Raw genomic sequence first — 13,411 nt, forward strand, 5'->3', positions numbered from 1 at the left:
ATGAGCGAAACGGCGAAAGCCGGCGCAGCCGGGGGAGAGCAAGCCAAGCGCCTCCGGCTGAACGCCGTAGAAATGGCGTGCCCGCTGCAAGACAATTCGGGCATGTGGCACCTGGAAGACAACCAAGCCGAACGTTACAAGGATCTCGATTACTGGATCGACTTGGCGCGGTTGCTGGAGCGGGGGCGCTTCGACAGCGTCTTTTTCGCGGATATTTTGGGCGTGTACGACGTGTACCAGGGCAGCCGCGATACGGCGGTACGCGAGGGGCTGTACGTGCCGATGAACGACCCCTCCTACGTCATTCCGGCCATGGCGGCCGTCACGGAACACCTGGGATTCGCGGTGACGAGCTCGATTACTTACGATCACCCTTACTCGCTGGCCCGCAAGATGTCCACGCTCGACCATCTGACCGGCGGGCGCGTCGGTTGGAATATCGTCACCTCCAATCTCGACAGCGCGGCCCGCAACTTCGGGCTCGATGCCCAGATCGCTCATGATGAGCGCTACGACAGGGGGGACGAATTCCTTGAAGTCGCCTATAAGCTGTGGGAGAAAAGCTGGGAGGAGGGCGCCGTCCTCCGCGACCGTCAAAGCCGCGTCTACGCGGATCCGTCACTCGTCCGGGATATCCGGCATCATGGACGCTCCTTTTCGGTGCCCGGCATTCATTTGAGCGAGCCGTCTCCGCAGCGGACGCCTGTGCTGTTCCAGGCCGGCTCGTCCGAACGCGGGCGGGACTTCGCGGCCCAGCATGCGGAATGCGTCTTTTTGAACGCGATGACGGCCGAGGAGACGCGATATCTCGTGCAGGATGTCCGGGCGCGGGCCGCCGCGTACGGACGCAGGCCGGAGGAGGTCCTCTTTTTCCCGAAGCTCAATCCCATCGTTGGGCGCACCGGAGAGGAAGCGCAGAGCAAGCTGCGCGGTTACCTGGAAGCTGCCAGCGCGGAGGGCTCGCTGTCGCTGTTGTCCGCCTGGACGGGCATCGATTTCTCGACGTTCGGCGCGGACGACCTGCTCGGCTTCATTCGGCGGGGAGAAGAGCGCAACGGCAGCGGCTATTTGGCGGAGTTTTTCTCCCGGCGGCGCGACGGCGGCGACTGGACCCGCGAGGAGCTGGCCAAGTATTTTGCGTTCGGCGGCGTCGGCTCCGTCGTGGCGGGCACGCCGGAGGAGATCGCGGACCGGCTGACGGCGTTCGCGGACGAGACGGGCGTCGACGGATTTAATATCGCTTATATTTCGCGGGGCGAAACGTTCCGGGAATTCGTCGATCTTGTCGTGCCTGAACTGCAGCGGCGCGGCCGCGTTCAGACGGATTACGCGCCGGGCACCCTGCGGCACAAGTTGTTCGGAGAAGGCGCGCGCTTGCCGGACTCGCATCCGGGCAGCAAGATCACGATCGAAGAAGAGGTGCGGACATGACTAAAAAAAGAATCTACCTGAACGCGGTGACGATAAACGGTCCGACGGCATCGCCGGGTCTGTGGGCGCATCCCGAGGACCGCAGCGACGAATACACGAGCTTGAAATACTGGACCGAATTCGCGAAGACGCTCGAGCGCGGTCGTTTCGACGCCGTCTTTTTCGCGGACATGCTCGGGGTTTACGACGTCTACAAGGGCAGCCTCGATACGGCCGTCCGGCAGGCGATCCAAGTGCCGCTCAACGATCCGAGCTACTTGATTCCGGCGATGGCCGCCGTCACCAAGCATCTGGGCTTCGCGGCCACCTTTTCGACGACTTACGAGCATCCTTACGCCCTCGCGCGCAAGCTGTCCACGCTCGATCATCTGACTCGCGGCCGAGTCGGCTGGAACATCGTCACGTCTAACCTCGATAGCGCGGCGAAAAACTACGGGCTCGAAGGCCAAATCGGACTGAACGAGCGCTACGACCGCGGCGACGAGTACATGGAGGTCGTCTACAAGCTGTGGGAGGCGAGCTGGGAAGAGGACGCGGTCCTGCGCGACCGCGAGCGGCGGATCTATACCGATCCGGCGAAGGTTCACGACATTCATCATAAAGGCCGTTACTTCTCCGTGCCGGGCATTCATCTGAGCGAACCGTCGCCGCAGCGTACCCCCGTGTTGTTCCAGGCGGGCAATTCGACGCGCGGGCGCGAATTCGCGGCGAAGCACGCGGAAGCGATCTTCTTGAATACGCCGACGGCGCAGGCGACGAAGTTCATCATCAGCGACATTCGGGAGCGGGCCGAGCGGCAGGGACGCGATCCTTCCAAGGTGCTGTTCTTTCCCAAGCTGACGCCGATCGTCGGCCGCACGGAGCAGGAGGCCAAGGAACGGCTTCAGGAGTTCCTCAGCTTTTCGAGCGCGGAAGGCATTTTTACGCTGCTCGGCGCATGGTCGGGCATCGACTTCGCTTCGGCGGGGGAAGGCAAGCTGCTTGAGTTCGTGGAGAAAAGAGACAACCGCGGGCTGATCGAATCGCTGCGCCGTACCGATCCGAACAAGCGCTGGTCGGTGGACGAGCTGGCCAATTTCTTCGCGTTCGGCACGAGCTCGCTCACCGTCGGCTCGCCGGAGCAAATCGCGGACGAGATCGAAGCCTTCGTCGAGGAGACCGGCGCGGACGGCTTCAACATCGGCCACGTCATCCAGCCCGGCACGGTGGAGAGCTTCGTCGATCTGGTGGTGCCCGAGCTGCAGAAACGGGGCTTGACGCAGAAGGAATACGCCGAGGGAACGTTCCGCGACAAGCTTTACGGCGAAGGTCCGCATTTGCGGTCGGATCATCCGGGGCAGGCTATTGCGCGCGAAGGGAGGCTGGCGGCCCATGAGTGACTTCGTCGTCTTATTAAAGACGCTCGACGCGGACAAAGTGGACGCGCACCGGGAGACGCACATCGCTTTTCTGGAGGCGCTTCGGGCGGAAGGGAGCGTCGTCGCCAACGGCAGGCTGGCGGACGGTTCGGGCGGGCTCGTCATTTACCGCGGCGAATCCGAGGCGCAGATCAGGGCGCTGGTCGAAAATGATCCGTTCGTCGTCAGCGGCGCGCGCAGCTACGAGATTCGCGAATGGCTCGTTAAGTGGGGGCCGGCTGCGGCATCGCTAGCCGAGCCTGCCGGCGAAACGTATCGGAGGGCGCCGAGCGAGGAAGGCAGGGATGCCGGGGACCACGACGTCCAGCGCGAACGGCCGTGAGCGGCGGCGAGGGAGCCGATCTCCGGCTGATTCGCGCGAGACTGCCGTCGCTCGACGGCGATGGCGGCGGCCTGTACCGGTTAGAGGCGCGCCGAGGCGTCTGGACCAAGATCGAACGGCAGACGCCAGCGGACGATCCGCCGCATGGCGTGAGGGAGCCGCGGCAATCAGGCTGCCTTGCAGACGACGACGGGCTTGAAGAAGACGGCGCGATCGATTGCCGGGGAGGCATCGTGCTTCCCGGCTTCGTCGATTTACACATGCATCTGGACAAATCGCATTCGCTCCCTTTCGCAGGCAACGATTCGGGTACGCTCGGCGAGGCGATCGCGAGCTATTCGGCCGCTTATTCCAGATTTACGATGGACATGCTGAAGGCGCGCATCCGCAGGACGGCGCTCGATGCGCTGTCCAAAGGCACGACCGCGATTCGTTCGCACCTGGATTTTCAGGCGCGGCACGGCCGCGAAGCGGCGTTCCGCACCGTGCACGCGGCGCTGGAGGTGCGGGAAGAGCTACGGGACCTGATTGATCTGCAATTCGTACTTATGACGCCTAGCTTCGGGGATACGCCGGAGGTATGGTCCTGGATCGAGGAGACGCTGCTGCTCGGCGTAGACGGGCTCGGCGGGGCTCCGCATATCGCCCCGAATCCGAAAGAGCTGACGGACCGCATATTTAAGCTGGCGACCAAGCATAGCCGATTTATCGATCTGCACGTCGACGAGAGCGACGATCCGGCCCGGGATACCGCGCTCTACCTGGCGGACAAGACAATGGCCGAAGACTATCAAGGACGAGTCGTCGCGGGGCATTTGTGCTCGCTGTCCGCGATGGAGCCCGGACGGGCAGCGGTCATCATCGAACGGCTGGCGGAGGCAAGAGTCGGCGCCGTCACCTTGCCTGCGAGCAATCTCTATCTCCAGGGACGCGAGGATGCGGGCCTTGTCCGCCGCGGGATCACGCGCGTACGCGAGCTGCTCGTCGCCGGCGTGCCGGTAGCGGTCGCCTCGGACAATATCCAAGATGCCTTCCATCCGCTGGGCAGCGGCGACCTGCTGCAGATCGGGCTGCTGACGGCTTATGCCGCGCATCTGGGCACGGATCGCCATCTGGCAGAGCTCCTGCGGATGCTGACGCAAACGCCTGCTTCGCTGGCTTCCCTGCCGGAGTATGGCATCGAGGCGGGGAAGGAAGCGAATTTCGTCCGCTTCGAGGCGACATCGTTCCGGGAGGCGCTGTCTTACTTGCCGTCTCACCGCTTCGTCTATCGGAAAGGGAGGCTGCTTCGTCAGCCGCGCAGGGCAGAGGAACAACAGGGGGAGGCGGAAGTTGGATGGGCAAACGCATAAGGCTCCAGTTTATCGAGAAAAACTGCCCGACCGTCGACAATATCGGGATGTGGACGCATCCTGACAGCAAGCCTGAGCTGTACAACCAACTCGATTACTGGGTATCGCTGGCCCGGACCCTGGAGAAGGCCCGGTTCGACGGCATTTTTTTCGCGGACGCGCTTGGCACGTTCAGTACTTACGGCAATAGCAGGGATACCGCGGTTCGCGAAGGGATGAGCCTGCCCATCAACGATCCGATGTACCTCGTCCCGGCCATGGCCGCCGTCACGGAGCATCTGGGCTTCGCGGTCACCGGTTCGCTGACCTACGATCACCCGTACGCGATGGCGCGCAAGATGTCCACGCTCGATCATCTGACCGGCGGCCGCATCGGATGGAATATCGTGACCTCGAATCTGGACAGCGCCGCTCGCAACTACGGGCTGGACGCGCAGCTGGAGCACGACCGGCGTTACGATCGGGGAGACGAGTTCCTGGAGGCGTGCTATAAGCTGTGGGAGCGAAGCTGGGAGGAGGACGCGGTCGTCAGGGACCGGACGCGGGTCGTGTATGCCGAGCCTGCCAAAGTTCATGACATCGGCCACCGGGGCGAGTTCTTTTCCGTGCCCGGCATCCATTTATGCGAGCCGTCGCCGCAGCGGACGCCCGTCTTGTTCCAGGCGGGATCGTCGCAGCGGGGACGACGGTTCGCCGCCCGGCATGCGGAGTGCGTGTTTTTGAACGCGATGACGCCGGAGGAGACGAAGCTGCTGGTCGACGACGTGCGCGCAAAGGCGGAAGAGGAAGGCCGCGATCCGGCCGATCTGCTGTTCTTCCCGCGGTTCGTGCCGGTCGTGGCCCCGACCGAGGCGGAAGCGAAAGAAAAGTTCGAATCGTATCTGGCCCATGTGAGCACCGAAGGTACGCTGGCGCTGCTCTCCTCGTGGTCCGGCATCGACTTTTCCCGATTCGGCCGGGACGAGCTGCTGGCCTTTATCGAGCGCAAAGGCAACGGCAGCCAGTACATCTCCGATTATCTCGCCCGCGTCTCGACGGAGCGTCCGTTGACGGTGCCCGATCTGGCGCGCTTGTACGCGTTCGGGGGCATCGAGAACGTATCCGTCGGTTCGCCTCGCCAGATCGCCGAACGCATGATTTCGTTTGCGGACTACACGGGCGTGGACGGCTTCAATATCGCGTACGCGATCCGTCCGGACAGCATCGGGGACTTTGCCCGGCTCGTCGTGCCGGAGCTGCAGCGCGCCGGTCGCGTCCAGACGGAATATCGCCCGGGAACGCTGCGCGCCAAGCTGCTCGGCGGAGGGGATCGACTGGCGGCTGCGCATCGCGGCGCCCGGGTCGAGATCGGGTAATGCGCAGGCGTTCCGATACTGCCGCCGCTTGCTTGTGCGGCGGTAGAGGACGCCTGCTGGCCGATATGCGGCCACGCGCAATAAGCGCCCTGAATAGGGGCCAAGACGGTCCGCGAAAGTTTTTTTGAATTTTTGCTTGCATTTGTCTTGGGGATTTGCTAATATAAAAAAGTCGCTTTTGGGGGAACACGTTAACGAAGACAACGAGGCCATTTGCCCCCGGACTGACCATTATACGCGGAAATAGCTCAGTGGTAGAGCATCTCGTTGCCAACGAGAAGGTCGCGGGTTCGAATCCCGTTTTCCGCTCCATGATATGCGCCCTTAGCTCAGCTGGATAGAGCGTCAGACTACGAATCTGAAGGCCGGGAGTTCGAATCTCTCAGGGCGCGCCACTTTCATATTAACGGGACGTAGCTCAGCTTGGTAGAGCACCTGGTTTGGGACCAGGGGGTCGCATGTTCGAATCGTGTCGTCCCGACCATTTGTTTTGCGGGTGTAGTTCAATGGTAGAACCTCAGCCTTCCAAGCTGATGGCGTGGGTTCGATTCCCATCACCCGCTCCAATATCTACTTGCAAGCACCGGCCTTGCCATCAAGGCTTTTTATTTTGACTACATATGCGGAAATAGCTCAGTGGTAGAGCATCTCGTTGCCAACGAGAAGGTCGCGGGTTCGAATCCCGTTTTCCGCTCCATAACGAATCCAACATCCGCCGACGGCGGATTTTTTATTTTATCGAGGATAATGCCGATGCCCGCATCTACCGCCTAGAGACGAACGCGACAGCCGCGGATCGTCTCTTTTTTCGTATGGTCGCCAGGCCTCAGTAAAACCGCTCGATCGTGAAGTTCGGGAAATCTCCCCGGAAAATGCCGTAGTTGTATTCGAGCGGCGTGTTGTCCGTCAGATACGTAATCGTCTGCACCTCGAAGCAGGGCGAGCCTTCGGGGATGTTCAGCAGCTTCGCGACCTGTTTGTCCGCGAGCACGGGCTTCAGCTTCTCGACGGAACGGTGAATCTGCAGCTGGTAACGGCTCTGAATGAGCGAGAATAAGGAGCCCTCGTCATGATTAAGCGCAAGACCCGGCGCCAAGCTCCAGGGAATGTACGAGGTTTCGTAGATCAACGGCTCGCTGTCGGCGTACCGCAGGCGCACGAGCTTCGTCACCGGCGAATCGAGGGGGATGCCGAGCACACCGGCGAGCGGCGAGTCCGCGGGCACGACGACGGCTTCGAGCACCTTGTTGCTCGGCTTTTTGCCTTGGGCGCTGATATCCTCGGAAAAGCTGCGGGTCGCGAGCAGCTGGAGCTCTTTGCGCTTGACGAACGTCCCGCTCCCTTGAATCCGTTCGAGTATGCCTTCCCGCTCCAGCTCCTGGAGCGCGTATCGTACGGTCGTGCGGCTCACTTGGTACTGATCGCACAGCTCCGACTCTGTTGGCAATCGATCCCCCACCTTGTACTCCTCGGATTGAATTTGAAGCAGCAGCTTCTCCTTCAGCATCGCGTAAAGGGGATTATGTTGTTTCTTTGTCATTACAAATTACCTCCACTAAGTGCAACTGCCAACATTCATCATTATAAATGTATTCGTCATTTTTGTGAATCGAATCCTCGTTTCCGTGCAATTTCGCTATGTTTTTCTCAAAACCATTGTAAAGACAACGCTTCCTTCCTTTTCAAACTGTCCATTGCACACAAAAATATTTTAGACGATTGACAAAGGTAATAACAAATAATAACATGTACTTAATTCATTATTACCATTTAGAGACGAGGGGATAACGAAGGTACGAATTAACTGGCGGAGCAAAGGTTGGAAGAACATCCGATCATTGCTTGCATAACGCGAAAGCCGCAGGATGCACGATCCAGAGGGGCGCTATCGCGAACGGGCGAGCTACGCACAAAAGAAAGCGTTACCACGAAAAGCATGCAAACCGCGTCATCGAAACGAATATCAGACAGGGAGGTCATCCGTTTTGCCAAACAAACATTCCTGGCCCAAGTGGGCCGCGCCGGTCCTCTTATCCGCAGCGCTGCTGTCGGCCTGCGGCGTGACGCCGTCCGCCAAATCGGATGCGTCGCAGCCGGCTTCGTCGGCATCCGCCGGCGGCGCGCAAGCCGAGATGGATTGGTCGAAGCTCGGAGACGGCTCGCAGAAGGGCAAGAAAATCACCGTGCTGATGGTCGATACCGACGGACGCGTCGCTGAAATGGCTAAAAAGTTTACCGAAGAAACCGGCATTGAAGTGAACTTCATGGGCGTCGATTATAACTCGCTCTTCGGCAAGATCACGACGGCCTCGCTGTCCAGCTCCTCCGACATCGACATCATCGAGATGGATACGATCTGGGGCGGTCAATTTTACGAAGGCAAGATCGCGGCGGATCTGACGAACGTCATGCCCAAGGAGACGCTCGCGAACTACACGCAATCCTCGGTCGATTCGGTCATCTACAACGGCCACGTGCTCGCCATTCCTTATTACTCCAGCAGCAAGCATCTGTATTGGAACAAAAAACTGCTGGCCGATGCGGGCTATGACGCGCCGCCGAAGACCTGGGACGAATTCCGCGATATGTCCAAGAAGCTGACCAAAAACGGCGTCTACGGCTCGGCTTGGTCCTGGAAGCAGGCGGAATCGCTCAACATCGACTTCGATACGATCGTCGCGGCGTTCGGCGGCCAGCTGCTGGACGAACAGGGCAAGCTGCACGTCAATTCCAAGGAAGCCGTACAGGCGCTCACGTATATGACGGATCTGCTGCACATCGACAAGACGGTCGATCCTTCCAGCCTTCAATGGACGGAGGACGACGTGAAGAACGCCTTCTCCGCTGGCAAGATCGCCATGATGATCAACTGGGAGGGCATGTATCCCGACCTGAACAACGCGGAGATGTCGCAGGTGGTCGGACAGACCGACGTCGGCCTGATCCCGGGACAGGGAGACATCATGTCCACCGCCGTCTCCGGCTCGGAAGGCATCGGCATCATGCAGAGCAGCAAGAACAAGCAGGCCGCGCTGGAGTTCGTCAAGTGGATCGGAGAAAAGGGCTTCCAACTCGACAACTTCAAGGAGATGGGCATTTATCCGTCGCTGAAAAGCCTGTACGAGGATCCCGATATGATCGCAGCGGACTCGACCGAGACGCTGGGCAAGATCGTCGAGCAGTTCCAATACGGGTCCAATCGACCGAACGCGCCCGGCTACGTCGAGTGGGCAGATATCCAATCGAACGAAATTTACAACGCGCTCGTGAAAAACAAAACGCCGCAGCAGGCGCTGGACGACGCGGCTGACAAGATCGACCAAGCGATACAGCGCGCGGCCAAATAGCAAGGAGGAGCAGGAGTGGCTGAGCCGAACGCGGCACCGAAGAGAAAACGAGCGAAATTCACGCCCGCCATGCGACACGACGCGCTGCTGGCCTACGTGCTGCTGGTGCCGACCCTTTACATTCTGTTCCGCATCTTTATCGTGCCGATTTTCCAGTCCTCGGTATGGAGTCTCTACAAGTACAACCTGATGGACGGTTCGGATCCGAAGCCCGTGGGCTTTGGCAACTATGTCGACATCTTCAAGCTGCAAGACTTTTGGACGTCGATGGGGAACACCGTGTACTTCACGGTTTTCTCCGTCGCGGCCGAGCTCGCGATCGGATTTTTCGCCGCGCTGCTGCTGAACCACGCCTTCAAGGGCCGGCTGCTTTTCCGCGGCATGATCATGATCCCGTGGGCGATGCTGACGCTCGTCAGCGGCTTGCTGTGGAACTGGATCTACCAGCCGGGCTACGGCGCGCTCACGGTCGTGCTGCACAATCTGCATCTGCTGCCGGATACGTCCAACCCGCTTTGGCTGTCCAGCTCGACGAAGGTCGTCACGTTCTCGGCGATCGCGGATATTTGGAAGATGACGCCGTTCATGACGCTGCTGCTGCTCGCAGGCCTGCAGAGCATTCCGCATTCGCTGTACGAGGCGGCCGTGATCGACGGAGCGGGCTTCTGGAAAAAGCTTCGGCACATCACCGTGCCCCAGCTGCTGCCGACGGCGATCGTCGCGGTCATCCTGCGCATCATCGGGGCGTACCGGGTGTACGACATCCTCACGGTATTCACGGGCGACGCCAAGACCTCGACCTCGTATCTGACCTACAATTATGCCTTCCGCTATTTCTATCTCGGCAAGGCGTCGGCGATGGCATGGGTATCCACGCTGCTCATCCTGATCCTCGTCATCGTCTACATGGTGCTGCTGAGGCGCAACCAAGATTCCCACCTTTAAGGAGCCGAGCAACGTATGGAATCGACTAACCGCGGCGCCGGCATCCGGCGCTGGTTCACCAGGCCTCGCGAAAGCGATCTGATGCCGCCGTTCTATCTGTGGCTCGGCATCGTCTTGCTGACGCTGTTCACGCTGGGACCGTTCATCTACCTGCTGACCAGCTCGCTTAGCCTGACCCGCGATCTGTTGTCCGGACACCTGCTGCCGCATTCGCCGACCTGGCTCAACTATCGGCATCTGCTAGGCGGGACTGTCGGCAGCGACTTTTTCCACGCGCTCCGCAACAGCTTCACCGTGAGCGCCGCCACGACCGTGCTGACGATCGTCGTCGGCACGCTGGGCGGGTACGCGCTGGCAAGGCTCAAGTTTCCGCTGCGCGTCACGCTGCTGTTCATTATCCTGGCGATGCAGCTGCTGCCCTCGATCAGCATCATCGTCCCGCTGTACGTCATGATGCGGGACGGCATCGACTTCAGCATCCCGTTCACCGGCATCGGCTGGCATACGCCGCCGCTGCTCGATACGAACGCGGCGCTCATCGCAGCCAATCTGTCTTTTTCCCTTCCGTATGCGGCATGGCTTCTGTCGGGCTATCTGCAGGGCGTGTCCAGGGAGCTCGAGGAGGCCGCGTACATCGACGGCTGCGGCAAGCTCGGCACGATGGCGCGTATCCTCGTGCCGCTCGCGATGCCCGGCATCGCGGCGACCGCGATCTTCACGTTCCTCAACTGCTGGGACGAATTCATATACGCCAATGCGTTCACCCAGACCGCTGCCTCGAAAACGCTGCCGATCGTCGTGCGTGAATTCATCGGCAAGCACAGCATCGACTGGGGCCTCATGACGGCCGGAGGCGTCGTCGCCTCGCTGCCGCCGGTGATCATCTCGCTCGTGCTCTACCGTTATATCGTGAGCGGCCTGTCGGCGGGCGGCGTCAAGGAATAAACCGGCGGCGGGCATCGGTCTCGGGAAGCAAGTCAGCAACATGAAGGAGCGTAAAATCGTATGACCAGACAACATCTGAAGGTGGCCGTCATCGGAGGCGGCTCCTCTTACACGCCTGAATTGATCGACGGCATACTGCGGTATCACGACGAATTCCCGGTTCGGGAGCTCGTGCTGGCGGACATCGAAGCGGGCGCGGAAAAGCTCGCGATCGTCGCGGATCTGGCCCGCCGGATGATCGCGCGCAGCGGCAAGGAAATCGAGCTGCGCACGACGCTGGACCGCCGGGAGGCGATCGCCGGGGCGGACTTCGTCACGACGCAGCTGAGAGTCGGCATGCTGGAGGCGAGATCGCTCGACGAGAAAATCCCGCTGTCGCACGGCCTGATCGGCCAGGAGACGACGGGCGCGGGCGGCTTCGCCAAGGCGCTGCGCACCGTGCCGGTCATCCTGGACATCTGCCGGGACATGGAGGAGCTGGCGCCGGACGCCTTCCTCGTCAACTTCACCAATCCGGCGGGGCTCGTCACGGAGGCGGTGCTGAAGCACTCGCGCATCAAGACCGTCGGGCTGTGCAATCTCCCGATCGACACCAAGATGCAGATCGCGGCCCTCTACGGCGTGGAGCCGGAGCGGGTGTTCATCGAGATGGCGGGCATCAACCATCTGCACTGGACGACGCGCGTACTGCTGGACGGCGAGGACGTCACGGCTTCGTTCCTGAAGACGCTCGGATCGGGCAAAGGGCTGACGGTCAAAAACGTCCCCGATCTCGAGTGGGACGCGGCGTTCATCGCCTCGCTCGGCGCGCTGCCGTGCTCGTATCACCGCTACTACTATATGAAGAACGAGATGCTGGCCGAGCTGGCGTCCGACTTCGAGCGTACGGGCAAGACCCGCGCGGACGAGGTCAAGGCGGTCGAAGCCGAGCTGTTCGACATCTACCGACGGCCCGAGGTGACGGAGAAGCCCAAGCAACTGGAGAAACGGGGCGGCGCCTACTACTCCGAGGCGGCGGTGCGGCTCATGAAGTCGATCTACGCGGACAAGGGCGACATCCAGGTCGTCAACGTGAGAAACGGCGGCATCGTATCCTGCCTGCCCGACGACGCTTCGATCGAGGTCAACTGCGTGATCAAGGCGGACGGCGCGCATCCGCTGCAGCTGACGGCGCCGCTGTCCCCGCAGATCCGGGGACTGCTGCAGCTCGTCAAGTCGTACGAGGAATTGACGATCGAGGCAGCCGTGCACGGCGACCGCCACGCCGCGCTGCAGGCGCTAACGGTTCACCCGCTCGTCGGCGACGCCGTGCTGGCGAAGGCGGTGCTCGCCGATATTCTGGAGGCGAATGCGGCTTACCTGCCGCAGTTCGCGGCGGTAGTGCCGTGAGGTCGATCATGAACGAGACGAGCGCCGCGGATGCATCGGTCGCGGAAGCCGGACGGCACGCGAAGGGCGTGAAAGTCATGGTCCTGCCTTCCGCAGCGGATGCGGAGCATCACGTCGCCGCGCTGTTCGCGAAGCAACTGCGGCGCAAGCCGGACAGCGTGCTCGGGCTGGCGACCGGAGGGACGCCGGTCGGCGTCTATCGGGCGCTGGCCGCGGCGCATCGGGCGGGAGCGGCGGACTTCGCACGGGCGCGGACCTTCAACCTGGACGAATATGCCGGACTGCCGGAGACGCATCCGCAGAGCTATGCGGCTTATATGAAGGCGCACCTGTTCGACCTCGTCAACCTGTCGCCTGCGCGGACGCATCTGCCGGACGGCGAAGCGGCGAACGCCGAAGACGCTTGCAGGTTCTATGATGCGCTCTATCGCTATTATGGCCCCGCGGACTTGCAGTTGCTCGGCATCGGGCTGAACGGGCATATCGGCTTCAACGAGCCGGGCTTCGCTCCCGCTCCGGGCGGCACGCATGTCGTGCGGCTCGACGAGTCGACCCGTCGGGCCAATGCGCGGTTTTTCGGCGAAGGCGAGCAGGTGCCCGAATATGCGCTGACGATGAGCGCAGGGCGGATCCTTCAGGCCAGGTCCATCGTGCTGCTCGCCACGGGCGCGGCCAAGGCGACGATCGTCGTCAGGGCGCTCGAGGGACCGATCGGCACGGATTGTCCCGCGTCGCTGCTGCAGCTCCATCCGGACGCGACGTTTGTCCTGGACATCGAGGCTGCCGGCAAGCTAGAGCCTGAGACAGCGGCAGGGCCGCCGCTCGAGAGGGGCTGATCGGCCGGCGGCGCGGCGTCGGAGCGAGCGGGGAGCAAGGCAACAGAGGTTCGAGGCAACAGGGGTTCGAG

Annotated in this window: 11 protein-coding genes and 5 tRNA genes; 15 read left to right on the forward strand and 1 reads right to left on the reverse strand. The window is 61.5% G+C overall.

All coding sequences use genetic code 11. The features are described from left to right. From BM235_RS07285 to BM235_RS07330, 10 genes are all read left to right on the forward strand, one after another. Nucleotides 1-1,431: an LLM class flavin-dependent oxidoreductase gene (locus BM235_RS07285; protein ID WP_090111152.1), complete on the forward strand. Its 1,431-nt coding sequence runs from the start codon at nucleotides 1-3 to the stop codon at nucleotides 1,429-1,431. After that, a complete protein-coding gene (locus tag BM235_RS07290; RefSeq protein ID WP_090111154.1) occupies nucleotides 1,428-2,810 on the forward strand; it encodes an LLM class flavin-dependent oxidoreductase in 1,383 nt (460 codons plus the stop codon). The genes BM235_RS07285 and BM235_RS07290 overlap by 4 nt, the downstream gene beginning before the upstream one ends. Continuing rightward, entirely contained in the window at nucleotides 2,803-3,171 is a 369-nt protein-coding gene (locus BM235_RS07295; RefSeq protein WP_090111156.1) for a YciI family protein, read from the forward strand. Before BM235_RS07290 ends, BM235_RS07295 begins: the two co-directional genes overlap by 8 nt. After that, entirely contained in the window at nucleotides 3,168-4,523 is a 1,356-nt protein-coding gene (locus BM235_RS07300) for an amidohydrolase family protein (RefSeq protein ID WP_090111158.1), read from the forward strand. Before BM235_RS07295 ends, BM235_RS07300 begins: the two co-directional genes overlap by 4 nt. Next, complete coding sequence (locus tag BM235_RS07305) at nucleotides 4,508-5,878, forward strand: LLM class flavin-dependent oxidoreductase (RefSeq protein ID WP_090111160.1); 1,371 nt, start codon at nucleotides 4,508-4,510, stop codon at nucleotides 5,876-5,878. Before BM235_RS07300 ends, BM235_RS07305 begins: the two co-directional genes overlap by 16 nt. Nucleotides 5,879-6,115: 237 nt before the next feature. Then, nucleotides 6,116-6,190: transfer RNA gene (locus BM235_RS07310), tRNA-Gly, on the forward strand. Nucleotides 6,191-6,196: 6 nt separating this feature from the next. After that, a tRNA-Arg gene (locus BM235_RS07315) sits at nucleotides 6,197-6,273 on the forward strand. A gap of 12 nt (nucleotides 6,274-6,285) precedes the next feature. Beyond that, nucleotides 6,286-6,362, forward strand: a tRNA-Pro gene (locus BM235_RS07320). Between the two features lie 8 nt (nucleotides 6,363-6,370). Next, nucleotides 6,371-6,444: transfer RNA gene (locus BM235_RS07325), tRNA-Gly, on the forward strand. Nucleotides 6,445-6,500: 56 nt separating this feature from the next. Further along, nucleotides 6,501-6,575: transfer RNA gene (locus BM235_RS07330), tRNA-Gly, on the forward strand. Nucleotides 6,576-6,704: 129 nt separating this feature from the next. On the opposite strand, the gene BM235_RS07335 is transcribed toward BM235_RS07330, so the two are convergent. Then, the gene (locus tag BM235_RS07335; protein WP_090111162.1) at nucleotides 6,705-7,418 is read right to left on the reverse strand and encodes a GntR family transcriptional regulator; all 714 of its coding nucleotides are present in this window, start codon (nucleotides 7,416-7,418) and stop codon (nucleotides 6,705-6,707) included. A gap of 445 nt (nucleotides 7,419-7,863) precedes the next feature. On the opposite strand from BM235_RS07335, the gene BM235_RS07340 reads away from it, so the two are divergent. From BM235_RS07340 to nagB, 5 genes are all read left to right on the forward strand, one after another. Further along, nucleotides 7,864-9,225, forward strand: a complete 1,362-nt coding sequence (locus BM235_RS07340; RefSeq protein WP_158543685.1) for an ABC transporter substrate-binding protein — start codon at nucleotides 7,864-7,866, stop codon at nucleotides 9,223-9,225. Nucleotides 9,226-9,240: 15 nt separating this feature from the next. Further along, complete coding sequence (locus BM235_RS07345; RefSeq protein WP_090111167.1) at nucleotides 9,241-10,170, forward strand: carbohydrate ABC transporter permease; 930 nt, start codon at nucleotides 9,241-9,243, stop codon at nucleotides 10,168-10,170. Nucleotides 10,171-10,185: 15 nt separating this feature from the next. Then, nucleotides 10,186-11,115, forward strand: coding sequence for a carbohydrate ABC transporter permease (locus BM235_RS07350; protein ID WP_090111169.1), 930 nt, complete (start codon nucleotides 10,186-10,188; stop codon nucleotides 11,113-11,115). 60 nt (nucleotides 11,116-11,175) lie between these two features. Next, the gene (locus BM235_RS07355) at nucleotides 11,176-12,504 is read left to right on the forward strand and encodes a 6-phospho-beta-glucosidase (RefSeq protein WP_090111170.1); all 1,329 of its coding nucleotides are present in this window, start codon (nucleotides 11,176-11,178) and stop codon (nucleotides 12,502-12,504) included. 68 nt (nucleotides 12,505-12,572) lie between these two features. Then, nucleotides 12,573-13,340 (forward strand): glucosamine-6-phosphate deaminase, encoded by a 768-nt coding sequence (gene nagB / locus BM235_RS07360; protein ID WP_369803494.1) that lies wholly within the window; start codon nucleotides 12,573-12,575, stop codon nucleotides 13,338-13,340. Nucleotides 13,341-13,411 lie beyond the last annotated feature (71 nt).

The sequence above is a fragment of the Cohnella sp. OV330 genome (assembly GCF_900112065.1).
GTDB lineage: Bacteria > Bacillota > Bacilli > Paenibacillales > Paenibacillaceae > Cohnella.

Bases quoted from the DNA above. Each gene is read 5' to 3' on its own strand.
- BM235_RS07350 (WP_090111169.1), top strand. From the start codon at position 10,186: ATGGAATCGACTAACCGCGGCGCCGGCATCCGGCGCTGGTTCACCAGG.
- BM235_RS07335 (WP_090111162.1), bottom strand. From the start codon at position 7,418: ATGACAAAGAAACAACATAATCCCCTTTACGCGATGCTGAAGGAGAAG.
- BM235_RS07285 (WP_090111152.1), top strand. From the start codon at position 1: ATGAGCGAAACGGCGAAAGCCGGCGCAGCCGGGGGAGAGCAAGCCAAG.
- BM235_RS07290 (WP_090111154.1), top strand. From the start codon at position 1,428: ATGACTAAAAAAAGAATCTACCTGAACGCGGTGACGATAAACGGTCCG.
- BM235_RS07355 (WP_090111170.1), top strand. From the start codon at position 11,176: ATGACCAGACAACATCTGAAGGTGGCCGTCATCGGAGGCGGCTCCTCT.
- BM235_RS07295 (WP_090111156.1), top strand. From the start codon at position 2,803: ATGAGTGACTTCGTCGTCTTATTAAAGACGCTCGACGCGGACAAAGTG.
- BM235_RS07305 (WP_090111160.1), top strand. From the start codon at position 4,508: ATGGGCAAACGCATAAGGCTCCAGTTTATCGAGAAAAACTGCCCGACC.